13 protein-coding genes are annotated in these 12,188 nt (G+C 72.5%); 6 read left to right on the plus strand and 7 right to left on the minus strand.

The window, feature by feature from the left end; all coding sequences use genetic code 11:
* Positions 1 to 105 precede the first annotated feature (105 nt).
* The 3 genes from ACI79S_RS10375 to ACI79S_RS10385 all read right to left on the minus strand — a co-directional run bounded on the left by ACI79S_RS10375 (position 106) and on the right by ACI79S_RS10385 (position 2,950).
* Positions 106 to 906 (minus strand): ATP-binding cassette domain-containing protein, encoded by an 801-nt coding sequence (locus ACI79S_RS10375; RefSeq protein ID WP_456593346.1) that lies wholly within the window; start codon positions 904 to 906, stop codon positions 106 to 108.
* Entirely contained in the window at positions 903 to 1,853 is a 951-nt protein-coding gene (locus ACI79S_RS10380) for an ABC transporter permease (RefSeq protein WP_456593347.1), read from the minus strand. The genes ACI79S_RS10375 and ACI79S_RS10380 overlap by 4 nt, the downstream gene beginning before the upstream one ends.
* A 104-nt stretch (positions 1,854 to 1,957) precedes the next feature.
* Positions 1,958 to 2,950, minus strand: a complete 993-nt coding sequence (locus ACI79S_RS10385) for a sugar ABC transporter substrate-binding protein (protein WP_456593348.1) — start codon at positions 2,948 to 2,950, stop codon at positions 1,958 to 1,960.
* Between the two features lie 150 nt (positions 2,951 to 3,100).
* On the opposite strand from ACI79S_RS10385, the gene ACI79S_RS10390 reads away from it, so the two are divergent.
* Positions 3,101 to 4,165 (plus strand): Glu/Leu/Phe/Val family dehydrogenase, encoded by a 1,065-nt coding sequence (locus ACI79S_RS10390; protein WP_456593349.1) that lies wholly within the window; start codon positions 3,101 to 3,103, stop codon positions 4,163 to 4,165.
* 162 nt (positions 4,166 to 4,327) lie between these two features.
* Positions 4,328 to 4,552, plus strand: a complete 225-nt coding sequence (locus ACI79S_RS10395) for a DUF3073 domain-containing protein (RefSeq protein ID WP_456593350.1) — start codon at positions 4,328 to 4,330, stop codon at positions 4,550 to 4,552.
* A 153-nt stretch (positions 4,553 to 4,705) separates the two neighbouring features.
* On the opposite strand, the gene purM is transcribed toward ACI79S_RS10395, so the two are convergent.
* Together purM and purF are read right to left on the minus strand one after the other, a co-directional pair.
* Positions 4,706 to 5,779, minus strand: a complete 1,074-nt coding sequence (purM, locus tag ACI79S_RS10400) for a phosphoribosylformylglycinamidine cyclo-ligase (protein ID WP_456593351.1) — start codon at positions 5,777 to 5,779, stop codon at positions 4,706 to 4,708.
* The gene (purF, locus tag ACI79S_RS10405; RefSeq protein ID WP_456593352.1) at positions 5,776 to 7,314 is read right to left on the minus strand and encodes an amidophosphoribosyltransferase; all 1,539 of its coding nucleotides are present in this window, start codon (positions 7,312 to 7,314) and stop codon (positions 5,776 to 5,778) included. Before purF ends, purM begins: the two co-directional genes overlap by 4 nt.
* A 211-nt stretch (positions 7,315 to 7,525) precedes the next feature.
* Between purF and ACI79S_RS10410 the strand changes: the two genes are divergently transcribed.
* Complete coding sequence (locus tag ACI79S_RS10410; protein WP_456593353.1) at positions 7,526 to 8,113, plus strand: DUF5701 family protein; 588 nt, start codon at positions 7,526 to 7,528, stop codon at positions 8,111 to 8,113.
* 69 nt (positions 8,114 to 8,182) lie between these two features.
* The gene (locus ACI79S_RS10415) at positions 8,183 to 8,668 is read left to right on the plus strand and encodes a hypothetical protein (RefSeq protein ID WP_456593354.1); all 486 of its coding nucleotides are present in this window, start codon (positions 8,183 to 8,185) and stop codon (positions 8,666 to 8,668) included.
* Between the two features lie 36 nt (positions 8,669 to 8,704).
* Here the strand turns inward: ACI79S_RS10415 and ACI79S_RS10420 are convergent, their stop codons facing one another.
* Together ACI79S_RS10420 and ACI79S_RS10425 are read right to left on the minus strand one after the other, a co-directional pair.
* On the minus strand, positions 8,705 to 9,316 hold the full coding sequence (locus ACI79S_RS10420) for an MBL fold metallo-hydrolase (RefSeq protein ID WP_456593355.1): 612 nt from the start codon (positions 9,314 to 9,316) through the stop codon (positions 8,705 to 8,707).
* Positions 9,313 to 10,404, minus strand: a complete 1,092-nt coding sequence (locus ACI79S_RS10425) for an S-(hydroxymethyl)mycothiol dehydrogenase (RefSeq protein WP_456593356.1) — start codon at positions 10,402 to 10,404, stop codon at positions 9,313 to 9,315. Before ACI79S_RS10425 ends, ACI79S_RS10420 begins: the two co-directional genes overlap by 4 nt.
* Before the next feature lie 208 nt (positions 10,405 to 10,612).
* Between ACI79S_RS10425 and ACI79S_RS10430 the strand changes: the two genes are divergently transcribed.
* Positions 10,613 to 12,028 (plus strand): OFA family MFS transporter, encoded by a 1,416-nt coding sequence (locus ACI79S_RS10430; protein ID WP_456593357.1) that lies wholly within the window; start codon positions 10,613 to 10,615, stop codon positions 12,026 to 12,028.
* On the plus strand, positions 12,025 to 12,174 hold the full coding sequence (locus ACI79S_RS10435; RefSeq protein ID WP_456593358.1) for an MFS transporter small subunit: 150 nt from the start codon (positions 12,025 to 12,027) through the stop codon (positions 12,172 to 12,174). The genes ACI79S_RS10430 and ACI79S_RS10435 overlap by 4 nt, the downstream gene beginning before the upstream one ends.
* The last annotated feature ends 14 nt before the right edge of the window (positions 12,175 to 12,188 follow it).

The raw sequence follows: 12,188 nt of genomic DNA on the forward strand, positions 1-12,188 counted from the left end.
CCGCCGCGCCGCGACGAGAACGCTCGGTGACCGCATCGTCGCGATCGGTATGTCGACATGGCCGACGGCGTCCCCGGCTCCCGTCGGGCGGTCCCCGCGGCCGGCTCAGCCGGCTGGGCGCTCCAGCTCGTGGGACAGCGCGTCCAGCTCCGCCCCACCGGCCATCAGCCGGGTCAGCTCCTCGCGGCTGATCCCGGCCTTCGTGAACTCGCCCATGCTGCGCCCCCGGTTGAGCACCAGGAACCGGTCACCCACCGGGTAGGCGTGGTGCGGGTTGTGCGTGATCAGCACGACGCCGACCCCGCGGTCCCGCGCCTGCGCCACGTAGCGCAGCACGACCCCTGCCTGCTTGACCCCCAGCGCCGAGGTCGGCTCGTCGAGGATGAGCACCCGCGCCCCGAAGTGCACGGCCCGGGCGATCGCCACCGACTGGCGCTCCCCGCCGGAGAGGGTGCCCACCGGCTGGTCGGGATCGCGGATGTCGATCCCCATCGCCGCCAGCTCCCGGCGGGTCGTCTCCTTGGCCCGGGCGACGTCGAAGCGGCGGAACGGTCCCCACCCACGGGTGGGCTCGGCGCCGAGGAAGAAGTTCCGCCAGATCGACATCAGCGGGATCATCGCCAGGTCCTGGTAGACGGTCGCGATGCCGGCGTCCAGCGCCTCACGGGGCGCACCGAAGGCCACCGGCCGCCCGTCGAGCAGGACCGCGCCGCGGTCGGCCCGATGCACCCCCGACAGGACCTTGATCAGCGTCGACTTCCCGGCGCCGTTGTCCCCCAGGACGCAGGTGACCTCCCCGGCTCGCACGGTCGCGCTGATCCCGTCGAGCGCGATGACCGAGCCGTAGTCCTTGCCGACGTCGCGCAGCTCGAGCAGCGGTGGGGTGGGCGTCGCTGCGGAGCTCATCGCCGGGCCGCCTCGGCGTAGCGCCGCACCAGCCGGTTGGCGAGCACCGCGAGCAGCAGCATCGCGCCCAGGAAGAAGTAGAACCAGTCGGCGTCCCAGCGCAGGTAGGGGATGCCCAGCAGGGTCATGCCGAAGATCAGCGCCCCGAGGGCGGCGCCGACGGCCGAGCCGAAGCCGCCGGTGAGCAGGCACCCCCCGATCACCGCGGCCACGATGTAGATCAGCTCCTGGCCGATGCCGGTGTTGGCCTGCACCGAGGTCAGCCGGACGGCGAGGGTGGTGCCGACGAACCACGCCGCGGCCGCCGTCGTCATGAACAGGGTGATCGTGGTGCGGCGGGCGGGCACGCCGACGTTGCGGGCGGCCACGTCGTCGCCGCCGGTGGCGAAGACCCAGTTGCCGAAGCGGGTGCGCAGCAGCACCCACGTCGCCAGCGCGGTGAACAGCAGCCACCAGAGCACCGCCACCCGCACGTCGGCGCCCAGGATCTGGACGCGCGAGGCGAAGACCCACTCGGCCACGGCGTACCCGGGCGCGTCGTCGATGCCCCCGACGGTCACCGTGCCGGTGAACAGCTTGGTCAGCCCCAGGTTCAGCCCCTGGAGCATCAGGAAGGTGCCGAGCGTGACGATGAAGCTCGGCAACCCGGTGCGGGTGACCAGCCAGCCGTTGAAGAAGCCGATCGCCAGCGCCAGCACGAGCGCCACCCCGATGGCCACCCATATGTTCTGGCCGAGCTCGGTGGCCACGATCCCCACGGTCAGCGCGGTCGTCCCCGTCATCACGCCGGCGGAGAGGTCGAAGTGCCCGCCGATCATGAGCAGCGCGACCGCGACCGCCATGATCCCCAGCGTCGACGCCGGGTCGAGCCAGTTGGCGATGCCCCGGGGCGACCGGAACACCTCGGACTGGACCGCGAAGAAGGTGAACACCGCGACGGCGCCCACCAGCGCACCCAGCTCCGGCTTCGCCAGCAGCCGGCGGAACGGCCCCGGCGCGGCCAGCCGCTCGTCGACCCGCTCCTCGGCCGGAGCGGACGCCTCCCTGGTGCTCAGCGGGTGCCCTCCGAGGCCAGGTCGGCGATCTCGTCGACGTTGTCGGCGTCCACGAAGCCGGGGCCGGTGAGCACGGCCTGCCCACCGCCGACGGTGTTCAGGTTCTCCGCGTACAGCTTGAGCATCACGATCGGCAGGTAGCCCTGCTCGTACTGCTGCTGGTCGACGGCGAAGGCGATGTCGCCGTCCTGGATGCCGCTGATGACGTCCTCGTTGAGGTCGAACGTGGCCACCAACGCCTCCGACCCGGCGTCCGCGGCGGCCTCCACCGCGACGGGGGCGAGCGCGGAGTTCAACGTGAGGACCGCGTCGATCCCCGGGTCGGCCTGCAGCTGCGATGCGATCGTCGACTGCGCGCCGGTGAGGTCGTTGATGTCCACCTGCACCACGGTGAAGTCCCCGGGCGCCGAGCCGCCGCCGGCGAAGCCCTGGGAGGCGCCCGAGCAGCGCTGGTCCAGCCCGATGTTGCCTGCCTCGTGGATGACGCAGAGCACGCTCGTGGCGCCTTCCTCGGCCAGCCGCCGGCCGGCTCCCTGGCCCGCGACCAGCTCGTCCTGGCCGACGTGGCCGATGGCGCCGAACTCGGCCGACCGGTCGCCACCGGAGTTGATGGTGACGACGGGGATCCCGGCCTCGACCGCACCCTCGACCGACTCCTGCAGTGCGTCCGGGTTCGCCATGGAGACGACGATGCCGTCCACGTCCTGGTTCACCGCGGCGTCGATCAGCTGCGCCTGGCGCTGCGGGTCGCCGTCGCTCTGGTAGTCGACGTCTATCCCGAGGTCCTCCCCGGCGGCCTCGGCGCCGTTCTGCACCACGTCCCAGAACGCGTCGCCGGCAGAACCGTGCGTGATGACCGAGAAGCTGAGGTCGCCGCCGTCCGCACCGCCCGTGGCGCTCTCGCCACCACCGCCGCCCTCGGTGGTGCACGCGGAGAGGAGCAGGGGTGCGGCAACGGCGAGAGCCAGCAGTCGCTTCGGTGCGGCCATCGGGAGTCCTCCTGTGCTCGCGGGGTGCGCGCCCGCGCGTCGTGTCCGCCCAGGATCATGCCCCGCCCGCCTGCCGCCGGTGCCGCCGGAGGCACCGACCGGCCACTTCGCACCGACCGGGCGACGCCCGGTCGGCCTAGGCTCGGCGTCGTGGACGTGCTGGCATCCGGTCATGAGCAGGTCGTCTTTTGCAGCGATCCCGGTTCGGGGTTGCGCGCGATCATCGCGATCCACTCCACGGCCCTCGGGCCGGCGCTCGGAGGCACCCGCTTCTACCCCTACCCGAGCGAGGACGCGGCGGTGGCCGACGTGCTGCGGCTGTCGGCCGCCATGTCGTACAAGAACAGCCTGGCCGGCCTGGACCTCGGCGGCGGCAAGGCCGTGATCATCGGCGATCCGCGCGCCGACAAGAGCGAGGCGCTGCTGCGGGCCTACGGCCGGTTCGTGGAGTCCCTGGGCGGGCGCTACCTCACCGCCTGCGACGTCGGCACGTACAACGCCGACCTGGACGTCGTGGCGCGGGAGACCCGGTACGCGCACGGCCGCTCGGAGGCCTACGGCGGGTGCGGCGACTCCTCCGTCCTCACCGCCTACGGCGTCTTCCAGGGCATGCGGGCCGCCGCCCAGCACTGCTGGGGCACCCCCGCGCTGGGCGGGCGGACCGTGGCCGTCGCCGGCGTCGGCAAGGTCGGCTCCTGGCTGGTGGACCACCTCGTGCAGGACGGCGCCGACGTCGTGGTCACCGACGTCGACCCCGGCGCCGTCGAGCGGGTGCGGGCCCGGCACCCCCAGGTGCGGGCCGTCGCCGACACCGCCACCCTCGTGCGCACGCCGCACGACGTCTACGCGCCCTGCGCGCTGGGCGGGGCGCTGGACGAGGAGACGGTGGAGGCGCTGCCGGGCCGGATCGTCTGCGGCGGGGCGAACAACCAGCTGGGCAGCCCCGGGGCGGCCGAGCGGCTCCGCGCGCGGGGCGTCCTCTACGCGCCCGACTTCCTGGTCAACGCCGGCGGGGTGATCCAGGTGGAGGACGAGCGGCACGGCTTCTCGTTCGACCGCGCGCGGGCCAAGGCCTCGGGCATCTTCGACGTCGCGCTGCGGGTGTTCGCGCTCGCCGACGCCGAGGGCATCTCCCCCGCCGTGGCCGCCGACCGGCTGGCCGAGGAGCGGATGCGCTCGGTCGGCCGGCTCGGCACGATCCGGCTCCCGCGCTGACCGGCGGACGGCGCGCGCACCTCCCGAGGGGGAGGGCGTGTGCCCGTCGCCGATCCGTGTCGTAATGTTGTCCGAGACATAGTCACTCAGTCGGGGTCGCCATGCGGGCCGCATCAGCCGCTTGGCTGGGCCTCCGCACTCCGTAATGAGGGGGTCGAGCCGATGGGGCGCGGCCGAGCGAAGGCCAAGCAGACACGCGTGGCCCGTGAGCTCAAGTACAGCTCACCCAACACCGACCTCACCGCGCTGCAGCGCGAGCTGGCCGGTTCGTCGTCGTCCTACACCGCGCCCAGCGCGGCGAAGGACGATGACGAGGACGAGGACGACGAGTACGCCGACCGCTGGGCGGACGACGACTCGGACGACGACTGGGCGGCCAGCCGCTGACCGGCGGTTCGGGCACCTGATCCGTCGACACCACGACACCGCGGCCCCTCGGGGCAGCGGTGTCGTGGCGTCGGCTCCGTGTCGGGGCCGCGGCGTCGTACCCGTGCCGTGCAACGCGTCGTCGACCCCCTCCGGCTCCGGAGGGGGTCCCGCTCAGCGGTAGGTGCCGACGAGCTCCGCCACGGGCGCCTGCTCCGTCTGTTCGCGCACGGTTCCGGCGACCCACGCGGGGATGCCCCGGGCGGTGAGCAGTGCGACCGCGGCGTCCGCCTGCTCCGGCGCGACCGCGGCGACCATGCCGACGCCGCAGTTGAAGGCGCGCTCGGACTCCGCCCGCGGCACGCCGTGCTCCTCCATCAACCGGACCGCGGCCGGCAGCGCCCAGGTACCGCGGTCGAGAACCGCCCGCAGCCCCGGCGGCACCACCCGCGCGGTGTTCCCGGCCAGCCCGCCGCCGGTGATGTGCGCGAAGGCGTGCACCGCCTCCACGCCGAGCTCCTCGACCAGCGCCAGGCAGTCGCGGGCGTAGATGCGGGTGGGCTCGAGCAGCTCGTCGCCCAGCGGCCGGTCGAGGCCCGCGGGGGTGGCGCTGAGGTCGAGCCCCGCCGCCGAGACCACGCGGCGCACCAGCGAGTAGCCGTTGGAGTGGAAGCCGGACGAGGCCATCGCGACGACCGCGTCGCCGCTGCGCACCCGCTCCGGGCCGAGGACGGCGTCGGCCTCCACGACCCCGACGGCGGTGGCCGCCAGGTCGTACTCGTCGGCGTCCATGAGGTCGCCGTGCTCGGCGGTCTCGCCGCCGACCAGCGCGGCGCCGGCCTGGGTGCACCCGGCCGCGATGCCGGTGACGATCGCGGCGATCCGCTCGGGCACGACCTTCCCGCAGGCCACGTAGTCCTGCAGGAACAGCGGCTCGGCACCGCAGGCGACCAGGTCGTCGACGACCATCGCCACCAGGTCGATGCCCACCGTGTCGTGCCGGTCCAGCTGCCGGGCCAGGGCGATCTTCGTCCCGACGCCGTCGGTCGAGGACGCCAGCAGCGGCCGCCGGTACTTCTGCACGTCCAGGGCGAACAGGCCGGCGAAGCCGCCGAGCCCGCCGACCACCTCCGGCCGGTTGGTCCGCTCGACGGCGGCCTTCATGAGGGTGACGGCACGTTCGCCGGCGTCGATGTCGACGCCGGAGGCGGCGTAGGTGAACTGCCCGGCGTCGCTCCCGCGGCTCACGGCCGCCTCAGCGCGTCCTCGGCGCCACCGGGCACCGCGGCGCTGCCGGCCTGCTGACCGGTCCAGCCGCTCACCGCACGCTGGCCGATCCCCTCGAGGACGTGCTTGCCCAGCACCTCCGGAGCGCCCAGCGGGATCGGGTACTCACCGGTGAAGCAGGCGGTGCACAGCCGGTTGACCGGCTGCTCCGTGGCCGCGATCAGCCCCTGCTCGGAGACGTAGCCGAGCGAGTCGGCGTTGACCGACGCCCGCACCCCCTCGATGTCCAGACCGTTGGCGATCAGCTCGGCCCGGCTGGCGAAGTCGATGCCGTAGAAGCAGGGCCACTTGACCGGCGGCGACGCGATGCGGACGTGCACCTCGACCGCGCCGGCCTCGCGCAGCATCCGGACCAGTGCGCGCTGCGTGTTGCCGCGCACGATCGAGTCGTCGACGACGACGAGGCGCTTGCCGCGGATGACGTCGCGCAGCGGGTTGAGCTTCAGCCGGATGCCCAGCTGCCGGATGGTCTGGCTGGGCTGGATGAACGTGCGGCCCACGTAGGAGTTCTTGACCAGGCCCAGCCCGTAGGGGATGCCCGATGCCTCGGCGTAGCCGACCGCCGCCGGGGTGCCCGACTCGGGCACCGGGATGACGAGGTCGGCGTCGGCCGGGTGCTCCTTCGCCAGCCGGCGCCCGATCTCCACGCGCGCCGCGTGCACGCTGCGTCCGGAGATCGTGGTGTCGGGTCGCGCCAGGTAGACGTACTCGAAGACGCAGCCCTTGGGCTCCGCCGGGGCGAAGTGCTGGCTGCGCAGGCCGTTCTCGTCGATGGCGATCAGCTCGCCGGGCTCGACCTCGCGCACCACGGAGGCACCGACGATGTCGAGCGCGGCGGTCTCGCTGGCCACGACCCAGCCGCGCTCGAGCCGGCCGAGCACGAGCGGGCGCACGCCCTGCGGGTCGCGCGCGGCGTAGAGCGTGTCCTCGTCCATGAAGGTGATGGAGAAGGCGCCCCGCAGCTGCGGCAGCACCTCCATCGCCGCCGCCTCGACCGAGACGTCCTGGTACGAGGCGATGAGCGCGGTGACCAGGTCCGAGTCGTTGGTGGCCACGAAGGCTCCCGGGACACCGGCGTCGGCCGCCTTGCTGGCGAGCTCGGCGGTGTTGACCAGGTTCCCATTGTGGCAGAGCGCCAGGCCGGTGCCCGCCTCGGTGGTGCGGAACGTCGGCTGCGCGTTCTCCCACGTGGAGGCCCCGGTCGTCGAGTACCGGGTGTGACCGACGGCCAGGTGGCCGCGGAGGCTGCCGAGGGTCGGCTCGTCGAAGACCTGGCTGACCAGCCCGAGGTCCTTGTAGACGACGACCGAGGCGCCGTCGGACACCGCGATCCCCGCCGCCTCCTGACCGCGGTGCTGGAGCGCGTACAGACCGAAATAGGTCAGCTTCGCGACCTCCTCCCCCGGCGCCCAGACACCGAAGACGCCGCAGGCGTCCTGAGGTCCGGGGAACTGGGGATCGAGGTCGTGCGTCAGCCGTCCATCACCGCGAGGCACGGGGTCGAGCGTACCGGCGCCCGCCACCGAACCGAGAGCCGAGCGGGTGGGCCGCGTCACCCCACGGGCGTGTCGCCGCTGGTCGAGGGGCCGGCGGGCGGGAACCAGGTATCCGGGCAGCGCGTTGTCGGACGGTTCCCACCGGCCCCGGAGGTCCGTCCGTGCCCACGCTCCTCGCCCCTCTCCCCCGGCCGCGGCCCAGGCCGAGCGGTTGATCACCCTCGGCGTACCCGAGATCGCCGGCGTGACCGCGGCCGAGCTGCGCGCCGCGGCCGGCGGACTGGCCCACGGCGCCCTGCTGGTGGTGCACCCCGATCGGGCACCGGTGTCGGGGCTCGCCCCGCTCATGACGCTGGCCGGCAAGCCCGGCTTCGTCGTCGCGGACATGACCGACCTCGACGCCTTCGCACCCGTCGAGTCGGTCGAGCTGCCCGCCACCCCGGTCTACGCCGTGAGCGGGGTCGAGCGCGGCGACCAGTGGCGAGACCGGAGCCCGGACGAGGCACTGTCGGCCATCCTGGGTGCCGGCCGGACGCCGCTCACGCTCGGCGAGGGCGTCCACTGGCTGCTCCAGTGCCCGGAGGCCCTGGCCCGCAACGCCTGCTTCATGACGATCGGCTCCCGGCTGCGCAGGGCCGACGGCCGCCTCGACTCCCGCACGCCGGCGCTGTGGATCAGCAACGGCACCGGGCGCGACGGCCGCGATCGGCGGGGAGCACCCAAGGTCGGCTGGTGCTGGGCCGGCAACCGGCACACCTGGCTCGGCTTCGCCTCCGCACAGCGGCGCGTCGCGGCCTGACGGGAACCCCAGGGGGGTCCCGCACGTTTCCCCACCGGCCGCGTCCCCCACCGCCGGAGGAGGAAGACGATGGCGAACGACCGACCCGACCCGGGCGACTTCCTGGCGATGGCGCAGCGGATGCTGCGCGATCTGCTCGGCGATGCGCGGAGCACCGACGACCCGTGGTCGGAGGCGACGCGCCGGATGCGCGAGTCCTCCGCCCGCGATTCCGGAAGCGCACAGCGGCATCGCGAGCCCAGCCCCAGGGAGCAGCGCGAGAACCTGACGTTCGCCTTGGCCACGCGCGCGGTGGAGGCCCTCGAGGACCTCGCACTCGACGTGGCGGCGATCCGGCAGAACCTCGAGCGGACGAGCCCGCAGCCCCGCAAGGGTCGGCCCGAGGCCAAGGGCGGTTCCGGGACCGAGGGCGGGTCCCAGGACAAGGACGGGCCCGGGGCCAAGGACGGGTCCCAGGCCAAGGACGGGTCCCAGGCCAAGGACGGGTCCCAGGCCAAGAGCGGGTCCGGCAGCAAGCGTCGGCGTCCGGCGGGGGACGACACCACCGGTAGGTGAGCGGGCGGCGTCGTCCCCCGGAACCAGGGGCGTCGTTCAGCCGACGGTGCGGAGCTCCGCGGCGATGGTGGTGTCGTCGCCGTGCCCGGTCCGCACGACGGTGTCGCCGTGGAGGGTGAACAGCTCCGAGCGGATCGAGTGCTCGATCGTCGGGCGGTCGCTGAACGAGCGTCCGGTGGCTCCCGGACCGCCGCAGAACAGCGTGTCACCGGTGAAGACCGTGTTCAGGTCCGGCGCGTGCAGGCAGGTGCTCCCCGGCGAGTGACCCGGGGTGTGCAACGCGGTGAGCGTGGCGCCGGCCACCGTGAAGCGCGTGCCGGCCAGGAGGTCGCGGTCGGGCGCGCTGTCGGGGTGCACGACGTCCCACAGCATCCGGTCCATCGGGTGGAACCAGATCGGGGCGCCGGTGGCCTCGCGGAGCGCGGGCGCGGCGGTGATGTGGTCGTTGTGCCCGTGGGTCAGCACGATCGCGGTGACCTTCCGGCCGCCGATCGCCTCGACGATCGGTGCGGCGTCGTGCGGGGCGTCGATGACCAGCACCTCGTCGTCGTTCCCGACGAGCCACACGTTGTTCTCGACGTCGAAGTCCTGCCCGTCCAGGGAGAACACACCCGGGACGACGACCTTGTCGATGCGGGGCGCGCTCACTTGTCGAACACCACGACCGAGCGCAGCACCTCGCCGTGGTGCATCTTCTCGAACGCCTGCTCGACGTCGCCCAGACCGATGGTCTCGGAGACGAAGGCGTCCAGGTCGAAGCGGCCCTGCAGGTAGAGGTCCACCAGCATCGGGAAGTCGCGGCTGGGCAGGCAGTCGCCGTACCAGGAGGACTTGATCGATCCACCCCGGCCGAAGATCTCGATCGCCGGCAGGGTGACCTCCATGCCCGGCGTCGGGACGCCGACCATGACCACCCGGCCCGCGAGGTCCCGGGCGTAGAAGGCCTGCTCGAACACCTTCGGGTGGCCGACGGCGTCGATCGCGACGTCGACGCCGAACCCGCCGGTGAGCGCCTTGATCGCCTCGACGGCGTCGGTCTCCTTCGAGTTGACCGTGTGGGTGGCGCCGAACTGCTTGGCCCACTCCAGCTTCCGGTCCTCGATGTCGACGGCGATGATCGTCGTCGCCCCGGCGAGCTTCGCCCCGGCGATCGCGGCGTCACCGACGCCGCCGCAGCCGAACACGGCCACGGTCTCGCCGCGCTGCACGCCGCCGGTGTTGATCGCCGCACCCACGCCGGCCATCACGCCGCAGCCGAGCAGGCCGGCGGACGTCGGGGGCGCGGCGGGGTCGACCTTCGTGCACTGACCGGAGTGGACCAGGGTCTTCTCGGCGAAGGCGCCGATGCCCAGGGCCGGCGAGAGCTCGGTGCCGTCGGCCAGCGTCATCTTCTGCGCCGCATTGTGCGTGTTGAAGCAGTACTGCAGCTCACCCTTGCGGCAGGCGCGGCACTCGCCGCACACGGCCCGCCAGTTGAGGACCACGTAGTCGCCGACGGCGACGTTGGTGACGCCCTCACCGACGGCCGAGACGACGCCGGCCGCCTCGTGGCCCAGCAGGAAGGGGAAGTCGTCGTTGATGCCGCCCTCGCGGTAGTGCAGGTCGGTGTGGCAGACCCCGCAGGCCTGCACGTCCACGACCGCCTCACCCGGGCCCGGATCGGGCACGACGATGGTCTCGACCGTGACGGGCTGTCCCTTGCCGCGGGCGACCACGCCCTGCACCTCGTACGCCATGCCTGCACCCTAGGCGGACGCGCAGCGGCCGGCCGAGCCCCTTCCACCCTGCGGACGGGTGGTCACGCGCGGATCACGAGTTGCATGTTGAGCGCGCGACAGCACAGAGGGACACGTACGGTGCGAGCCGATAGCGACCCATATCACAGGGCGCGTCCCGGTCGTGTCCGTCCGGACGCACCGGTTCCCGTCCCCGGAGGTACACCCCGTGGCAGTACCCAGCTTCCTGGCACGCGAGCGCATCGTCGCCCGGCCAGGATTCAACCGCTGGCTGATCCCGCCGGCGGCGCTCGCCGTCCATCTGTGCATCGGCCAGGCGTACGCGACCAGTGTCTACAAGGTGGCGCTCGTCGAGCACTTCGACACGGGCCTCACCCAGATCGGGATCATCTTCTCGATCGCCATCGTGATGCTCGGTCTCTCGGCCGCCGTGTTCGGCACCTGGGTGGACAAGAACGGCCCGCGCGCCGCCATGTTCACCTCGGCCGTCTTCTGGGTGTCCGGCTTCCTCGTCGGCTCGCTCGGCATCTACACCGAGCAGCTCTGGCTGCTCTACCTCGGCTACGGCTTCCTCGGCGGCATCGGCCTGGGCATCGGCTACATCTCGCCGGTCTCCACGCTGATCAAGTGGTTCCCCGACCGCCCGGGCCTGGCCACCGGCATGGCGATCATGGGCTTCGGTGGCGGTGCGCTCATCGCCTCGCCGCTGTCCCGCCAGCTGATGAACTGGTACGACCCGAACTACGACCCGGCCGTCGCCGGCACGGTGCCCAGCGGCAACGCCGTCGCGGGTCTGTTCCTCACCCTCGGCCTGATCTACCTGGTCTTCATGATGTTCGGCGCGTTCATCATCCGCGTGCCCGCGGCCAACTGGCGGCCCGACGGCTTCGACCCGTCGACCGTCAAGGCCAAGTCCCTGGTCACCACCGAGAACGTCTCGGCCAACAACGCGATCAAGACCCCGCAGTTCTGGCTGCTGTGGACCGTCCTGTTCTGCAACGTCACCGCCGGCATCGGCATCCTCGAGCAGGCCGCGCCGATGATCCAGGACTTCTTCCGCACCGGTGCGACCTCCACGGTCCTGGCCGCCACGGCCGCAGGCTTCGTCGGCCTGCTCTCGCTGTTCAACATGGCGGGCCGGTTCGTGTGGTCCTCGACCTCGGACTACATCGGCCGCAAGCCGATCTACATGGTCTACCTGGGCGTCGGCATCGTCCTGTACGTCATCCTGGCGACCCTCGGCAGCACGGCGACCTGGATCTTCGTGGTCACCGCCGCGATCATCATCAGCTTCTACGGCGGTGGCTTCGCCACGGTCCCGGCCTACCTGCGCGACCTCTTCGGCACCTACCAGGTGGGCGCCATCCACGGCCGGCTGCTGACCGCGTGGGCGGCCGCCGGCATCGCCGGCCCGCTGATCGTCAACGGCGTCCTCGACGCCCGCGGCACCCCGGGTGAGCTCGTCGCCGGTGACTACCGGCCGGCGCTGTTCATCATGGTCGGCCTGCTGGCCGTCGGCTTCGTCGCCAACCTGCTGATCAAGCCGGTGTCGGAGAAGTACTTCGAGCCCAAGCAGACCGACATCCCCACCACCGCCGCCGAGCCCGAACGGAGCATCCGATGAGCACCCCCGCATCCCGGACCGGCGAGCAGCCGACCACCCACACTCCGGTGGGCCTGATCGCCTTCGCGTGGACCCTGGTCGGCGTCCCGCTGGCCTACGGCCTGTACAACACGATCAAGGCGGCCAGCGCGCTCTTCGGCGGCTGATCCACCTGAACGCC

Source organism: Blastococcus sp. SYSU DS1024 (genome assembly GCF_054050795.1).

What these genes read in the sequence shown, in the direction of transcription:
- ACI79S_RS10375 (WP_456593346.1), bottom strand. Translation starts at nt 906, where the DNA reads ATGAGCTCCGCAGCGACGCCCACCCCACCGCTGCTCGAGCTGCGCGAC.
- ACI79S_RS10385 (WP_456593348.1), bottom strand. Translation starts at nt 2,950, where the DNA reads ATGGCCGCACCGAAGCGACTGCTGGCTCTCGCCGTTGCCGCACCCCTG.
- ACI79S_RS10395 (WP_456593350.1), top strand. Translation starts at nt 4,328, where the DNA reads ATGGGGCGCGGCCGAGCGAAGGCCAAGCAGACACGCGTGGCCCGTGAG.
- ACI79S_RS10415 (WP_456593354.1), top strand. Translation starts at nt 8,183, where the DNA reads ATGGCGAACGACCGACCCGACCCGGGCGACTTCCTGGCGATGGCGCAG.
- ACI79S_RS10425 (WP_456593356.1), bottom strand. Translation starts at nt 10,404, where the DNA reads ATGGCGTACGAGGTGCAGGGCGTGGTCGCCCGCGGCAAGGGACAGCCC.
- ACI79S_RS10435 (WP_456593358.1), top strand. Translation starts at nt 12,025, where the DNA reads ATGAGCACCCCCGCATCCCGGACCGGCGAGCAGCCGACCACCCACACT.